Here is a 6165-nt window from a genome sequence, read left to right on the forward strand (position 1 = left end):
TTTCGCACCGGGCTGTTTTCATTTTCTCTGTCGATACTTCAAAGGGGTCTGCACCTCGGCACGGATCTTTCCCAGATAGGTGCGGGTCTGCTCTGCACCCTGCAGAATCGCTTCCACCTGCGCCCGCTGTTCCTCAGTCAGGTCATCCTCCGCCAGCAGCTCCGCGTTGCCCTCGATGATGGTCAGCGGCGTTTTCAGCTTGTGGGACAGCTGAATGATCTGCTCCCGCTGCCGCTGCTCCATGTCCCACTGCTTCTGCAGGCTGCCGGTCAATTCATCGCCCATGGTCTGCAATGCCTGCAAAGCGCTCTCGTACTCCCGCACCTTCGCACCGGAAAACACGGCGCTGTCCAGATCCTTCCGCGCCACCGCCTGCGCGGCGGCGGTCAGCTTTTCGGTCTCCCGGGTCAGGAAGCGCCCTGTCCTGTGGGTGCTCCACACCACTGCCCCTATCAGCAGCAGAATGCCCAGAATGCAGTGCACGGTCTGCATATCCGGCAGCACGCCCCGCAGCGCAGGGTCGGCGTAGGGCACGGCATAGTCAAATTGCAGCAGGCAAACCGTTCCGTCCTGCAATTTCGACGTCATATAATACTGTGTGTAGCCAAAATGCCAGCGGGTTTTCCCCTGCTGGTTCTCCATTGCCCGCTGCAAGTGCCCGGCATCCATGTTGGTGGCCAGCACCTCGCTGCTGTCCGGCGCGGCAAACAGGGCGTACCGGCACAAGGAGTCCAGCTGCGTTTCGTCAAAGGTTTCGGCGGTCATGCCTGGCAAAACGTCCTGTGCGGCCTTCTGGCAGGCCTGCGCGGCCTGATTCGCGGGCAGGAACAGCCCGCTGTTCTGGATCCACAACAGCAGCACCAGCAGCCACCCCACCGCGACCAGCAGGCAGGCCAGCGCCGTGCGCACCAGATATTGCAGCAGCACGCTGCGCAGAGAAATCAGTCTTCGCTTTTCCATCGGTACCCCACGCCCCATACGGTATTAAGCAGCTTTTCCGGCTCCGGCACGCCCGCCGCCCGCAGCTTTGCCCGGATATTCTTGATGTGCTGGGTCACGGCGGTGTCGTTCGCAGTGCCGTCAATGCCAAAAACTGCTTCGTAAATTTGTTCCTTGGTAAAGGTCTGCCCGGCGTGCAGCGCCAGATACTCGCAGATGGCATACTCCGAGCGGGTCAAGGGCAGCGCCTTCCCCTCCACCGCCGCGCTCCGGGCGGTCAGGTCAAAGGCTACGCCGCTGCGCACCATCCGGTGCGCCGGGGTGCGGCTCTGCCGCCGCAGATGTGCCGCCACCCGCGCCCGCAGCTCTGCCACCCGGAAGGGCTTCAATAAAAAGTCATCTGCCCCGATACCCAGCCCCTCCAGCACAGCAGCCTCGTCGGTGCGGGCGCTCAGAAACAGAATGGGTGCTTCGGTCAGGCTGCGGATGCGCCGACAGACCGCAAAGCCGTCCTCTCTGGGCATCATCACGTCCAGCAGGATGCAGTCTGCCCAGCGGCATAGCGGTTCGGTCAACGCCCCGCCCGCCTGCCGCGTTTCTACCCGGTGACCGTCCCGCTCCAGAGCGGTGCAGATCAGCTTGCAGATCTCCAGATTGTCATCCACTGCCAGAATGTTTGCCACAAGATCACCTCAACACGTTATAAACAAGGCAGGATGCTCCATACAGCAGGTACACATGGGCGGGGTAGAACCAGTAAAACAGCCGCTTATGTCCGCTGCCACGCTGCCCATTGTACAGCAGCATCAGCAGCACCGCCGCTACGCCGAACCACTCGTAGTAGTCGGTGAACATCTGCGTCCACACAAAATCCGCCTGTCTGCAAAGCATCCCAAAGGTCGGCACAAAATCACATAGGAAAATGAGCACGGCCCATGCCGTCAGCTGTACGCGGCGATGCCCCCGCAGGGCATACAGCAGCACACCGCCCAGCAAAAAGCTCCAGCCGCCGTCCGTGATGGTTGTCCACATGGGCAGCGGGCTTGTAATGACAAAGGCCACGATCGTTGAAGCAATGGGCATCTCCTGTACCCCGGGGAAGAGCAGCAGAAATACTACCACCACATACGGCCAGCACAAAACGGCGGCAATGGCGCCAATGCCCTTTGCGAATTTTTTCTCCCGCAGCCAGTCAATGCCCTGCCAGACGATGCACAGCAGCACAAGATCCTGAAAAATAGCATTCTGCGGGTAGAAGCCATCCCCGCGCCGGAAGGCCTTGGCGTAAATCATAAAAAATTCCAGCGCCGCCATGGCTGCGCCGATAGCCCAGATGCGGATAAAATACCGCCTGCGGTCATGGGTATGGGCAAAGCCCTCTACCGTGCAGAACAGAAACAGCGGCGCACTGAGCCGCCCCAGCATACTGAACACCGTCGGGATGCAGCCGGTGAACTCGAAGAAATAATGAATGTGATCCAGTACCATCAGCACCAGTGCAATGGTCTTGAGCTGGGTACCGTCCAGCCCTTTTTTCGTCAATTTTTCCATACAGGCTCTCCTTTCCTTGTGCATTCAGTGTAACAGGAAAATCTGTAGAAAGTATAAGTTTCTGCCTTTATGATACTATTTTTTGCCCCAAAACGCAAACAAAAAAGCCCTAAGACTTTCATCTCAGAGCTTTCTGTTCAAGTCGGCGACTACCTATTTTCACGCGCCGTTTCCAGCGAACTATCTTCGGCACAAGTGAGCTTAACTTCTGTGTTCGGAATGGGAACAGGTGGAACCTCACCGTCATCGACACCGACCGATCTGACTGAACCAGTATAACATGTTTGTTGTACTTTGTCCAGTATTTCTTAGAAGGACGTGCCTTCAAAACTGAATAATCACTGCTTACATTTTTTCGTTGACTCTCAGAGTCTCAAGCGAATTGTGGTCAAGCCCTCGACCTATTAGTACACACTTGCTGAATGGATCACTCCACTTACACATCGTGCCTATCAACCTTGTAGTCTTCAAGGGGTCTTACTTGTTTGAAACAATGGGATATCTTATCTTTGGGTCGGCTTCACGCTTAGATGCTTTCAGCGTTTATCCGATCCGTACATAGTTGCCCAGCTATGCTCTTGGCAGAACAACTGGTGCGCCAGAGGTACGTCCGCTCCGGTCCTCTCGTACTAGGAACAGCTCCCATCAAATATCCTGCGCCCACGACAGATAGGGACCGAACTGTCTCACGACGTTCTGAACCCAGCTCGCGTACCGCTTTAATTGGCGAACAGCCAAACCCTTGGGACCGAATACAGCCCCAGGATGCGATGAGCCGACATCGAGGTGCCAAACCTCCCCGTCGATGTGGACTCTTGGGGGAGATCAGCCTGTTATCCCCAGGGTAACTTTTATCCGTTGAGCGATGGCATTTCCACTCACATACCACCGGATCACTAACTCCAACTTTCGTTACTGCTCGACCCGTCAGTCTCGCAGTTAGGCTCGCTTCTGCGTTTGCACTCTTTTGCTTGATTTCCGTTCAAGCTGAGCGAACCTTTGAACGCCTCCGTTACTCTTTAGGAGGCGACCGCCCCAGTCAAACTGCCCACCTAACAATGTCCCCCGCCTTGATTCAAAGGCGCAGGTTAGAATTCCAATATCGCAAGGATGGTATCCCAACGGCCACTCCACAAGCGCCAAAGCACCTGCTTCCTAGTGTCCCATCTATCCTGTGCATGCAACATCGAAACCCAATATTAGGCTACAGTAAAGCTCCATGGGGTCTTTCCGTCTTGTCGCGGGTAACCGGCATCTTCACCGGTACTACAATTTCGCCGGGCGGGCTGTTGAGACAGTGCCCAAATCATTACGCCTTTCATGCGGGTCAGAACTTACCTGACAAGGAATTTCGCTACCTTAGGACCGTTATAGTTACGGCCGCCGTTCACTGGGGCTTCGATTCAATGCTTGCACATCTCCTCTTAACCTTCCAGCACCGGGCAGGCGTCAGCTCGTATACGTCATCTTTCGATTTAGCACAAACCTGTGTTTTTGGTAAACAGTTGCTTGGGCCGATTCTCTGCGGCTGCATTGCTGCAGCACCCCTTCTCCCGAAGTTACGGGGTCAATTTGCCGAGTTCCTTAACAACCCTTCTCCCGTTGGCCTTAGAATCTTCTTCCTACCTACCTGTGTCGGTTTGCGGTACGGGCACCGCAGAAATTCACACAGCTTTTCTCGCCATCTTCCATCCCGGACTTCGGTACTAACTTCCCTCGATCGCTACCGGAACCAACACCCGGCTCCGAGACTTCATATGTGTCCCTGTGTTTAACTCTTTTGGTGGTGACGGAATCTCTACCGTCTGTGCATCGGCTACGCCGTTAGGCCTCACCTTAGCTCCCGACTAACCTGGAGCGGACGAACCTTCCTCCAGAAACCTGAGGCTTTCGGCCATGCAGATTCTCACTGCATTCGCGCTACTCATTCCGGCATTCTCACTTCTATACACTCCACAGCCGCTTGCGCTACTGTTTCACCGCGTATACAACGCTCCCCTACCCAGCATGTAATCATGCTGCCTAAGCTTCGGTGTCAGGTTTAGCCCCGTTAAATTCTCCGCGCAAAGACGCTCGACCAGTGAGCTATTACGCACTCTTTGAATGAGTGGCTGCTTCTGAGCCAACATCCTGGTTGTCTACGTATCTTCACATCGTTTTCCACTTAACCTGACTTTGGGACCTTAGCTGTAGATCTGGGCTGTTTCCCTTTTGACAATGACATTTATCTGACACTGTCTGACTCCCAAGCATCAATACTCTGGCATTCTGAGTTTGATAAGCTTCGCTAACCTCTCGGCCGCTAGGCTATTCAGTGCTTTACCTCCAGGTATCTAACTTGAGGCTAGTCCTAAAACTATTTCGGGGAGAACCAGCTATCTCCGGGTTCGATTGGAATTTCTCCGCTACCCACAGTTCATCCGCCGCCTTTTCAACGGAGGTCGGTTCGGTCCTCCATGGAATTTTACTTCCACTTCAACCTGACCATGGGTAGGTCACCCGGTTTCGGGCCCATTATATGCAACTTAACGCCCTTTTCAAACTCGCTTTCGCTTCGGCTCCAGACCTTAAGTCCTTAACCTTGCTGCATACAATCGCTCGCCGGACCGTTCTACAAAAAGTACCCTATCACACTTTGACGTGCTCTAGGTGCTTGTAGGCACAGGGTTTCAGGTTCTTTTTCACTCCCCTCCCGGGGTGCTTTTCACCTTTCCTTCACAGTACTATACGCTATCGGTCACTGGGTAGTATTTAGGGTTGGAGGGTGGTCCCCCCGTATTCCGACCAGGTTTCACGTGTCTGGCCGTACTCTGGATCCTGCGCAGCTCTCTCCGTTTTCACCTACGTGGTTCTCACACTCTCTGACCGGCCTTCCCATGCCGTTCGGTTAACAGATTAAGTCCTAAAAGCAGTCCGTACCCCGAAAGTATTTCTACTCTCGGTTTGCCCTCTTCCGCGTTCGCTCGCCACTACTTACGGAATCTCGTTTGATGTCTCTTCCTCGCCCTACTTAGATGTTTCAGTTCAGGCGGTTCCCTCGATATACCTATTTTGAAGTTCAGTATAACGTACCTGAGTATGAACCCAGGTGAGTTTCCTCATTCAGAAATCTCCGGATCAATGCTTATTTGCAGCTCCCCGAAGCTTATCGCAGCTTATCACGTCTTTCATCGGCTCCCAGTGCCAAGGCATTCGCCCTGCGCCCTTGTTCGCTTGACCTTTCAAACGTTCTCTTGGAACATTTGGTATCCTCTTGATTCTCTCTTGCCAACGAAGATTATTGTTACCCTTCCTTTTGAAATTGTAATATTTCTTAAAAAGAACTTACTATAATCTTTGTTTCGCAGTTATTATTCAGTTTTCAAGGTACGTCTTGGTGATGTTCCTCAAAGCCCGGTCTCCCGGAACTTTGAGAAACATCACATGGTGGGCCAAAATGGACTCGAACCATCGACCTCACGATTATCAGTCGTGTGCTCTAGCCAGCTGAGCTATTGGCCCATGTGGTGGAGATTAAGGGAATCGAACCCTTGACCCCCTGCTTGCAAAGCAGGTGCTCTCCCAGCTGAGCTAAACCCCCACATTAGGAATTGAGTTCCCTTTTCAGGGCCCTCAAAATCGAACAATATCTACTCTTCTCGTTTGTTACCTGTCCGAAAGATCTCCATCTTCGAT

General features: G+C 53.8%; 3 protein-coding genes, 2 tRNA genes and 2 rRNA genes. All 7 read right to left on the reverse strand.

Features of this window, described 5'->3' with window-relative positions; all coding sequences use genetic code 11:
* Positions 1 to 18: 18 nt before the first annotated feature.
* Positions 19 to 960 carry a histidine kinase dimerization/phospho-acceptor domain-containing protein gene (locus GKG36_RS11385; RefSeq protein WP_154260786.1) on the reverse strand — a complete coding sequence of 314 codons (942 nt, stop codon included), beginning with the start codon at positions 958 to 960 and terminating at the stop codon, positions 19 to 21.
* Entirely contained in the window at positions 942 to 1622 is a 681-nt protein-coding gene (locus tag GKG36_RS11390; RefSeq protein WP_173012963.1) for a response regulator transcription factor, read from the reverse strand. Before GKG36_RS11390 ends, GKG36_RS11385 begins: the two co-directional genes overlap by 19 nt.
* A 4-nt stretch (positions 1623 to 1626) precedes the next feature.
* Positions 1627 to 2490: a TraX family protein gene (locus tag GKG36_RS11395; RefSeq protein ID WP_154260788.1), complete on the reverse strand. Its 864-nt coding sequence runs from the start codon at positions 2488 to 2490 to the stop codon at positions 1627 to 1629.
* A gap of 140 nt (positions 2491 to 2630) precedes the next feature.
* Positions 2631 to 2747, reverse strand: a 5S ribosomal RNA gene (gene rrf / locus GKG36_RS11400).
* Positions 2748 to 2874: 127 nt separating this feature from the next.
* A 23S ribosomal RNA gene (locus GKG36_RS11405) occupies positions 2875 to 5709 on the reverse strand.
* Positions 5710 to 5914: 205 nt separating this feature from the next.
* A tRNA-Ile gene (locus GKG36_RS11410) sits at positions 5915 to 5991 on the reverse strand.
* A gap of 3 nt (positions 5992 to 5994) precedes the next feature.
* A tRNA-Ala gene (locus tag GKG36_RS11415) sits at positions 5995 to 6070 on the reverse strand.
* Positions 6071 to 6165: the final 95 nt, after the last annotated feature.

The organism is Faecalibacterium sp. BIOML-A1, from assembly GCF_009679715.1.
Taxonomy (GTDB): Bacteria; Bacillota; Clostridia; order Oscillospirales; family Ruminococcaceae; genus Faecalibacterium; species Faecalibacterium taiwanense.

Bases quoted from the DNA above. Each gene is read 5' to 3' on its own strand.
- GKG36_RS11385 (WP_154260786.1), bottom strand. From the start codon at position 960: ATGGAAAAGCGAAGACTGATTTCTCTGCGCAGCGTGCTGCTGCAATAT.
- GKG36_RS11395 (WP_154260788.1), bottom strand. From the start codon at position 2,490: ATGGAAAAATTGACGAAAAAAGGGCTGGACGGTACCCAGCTCAAGACC.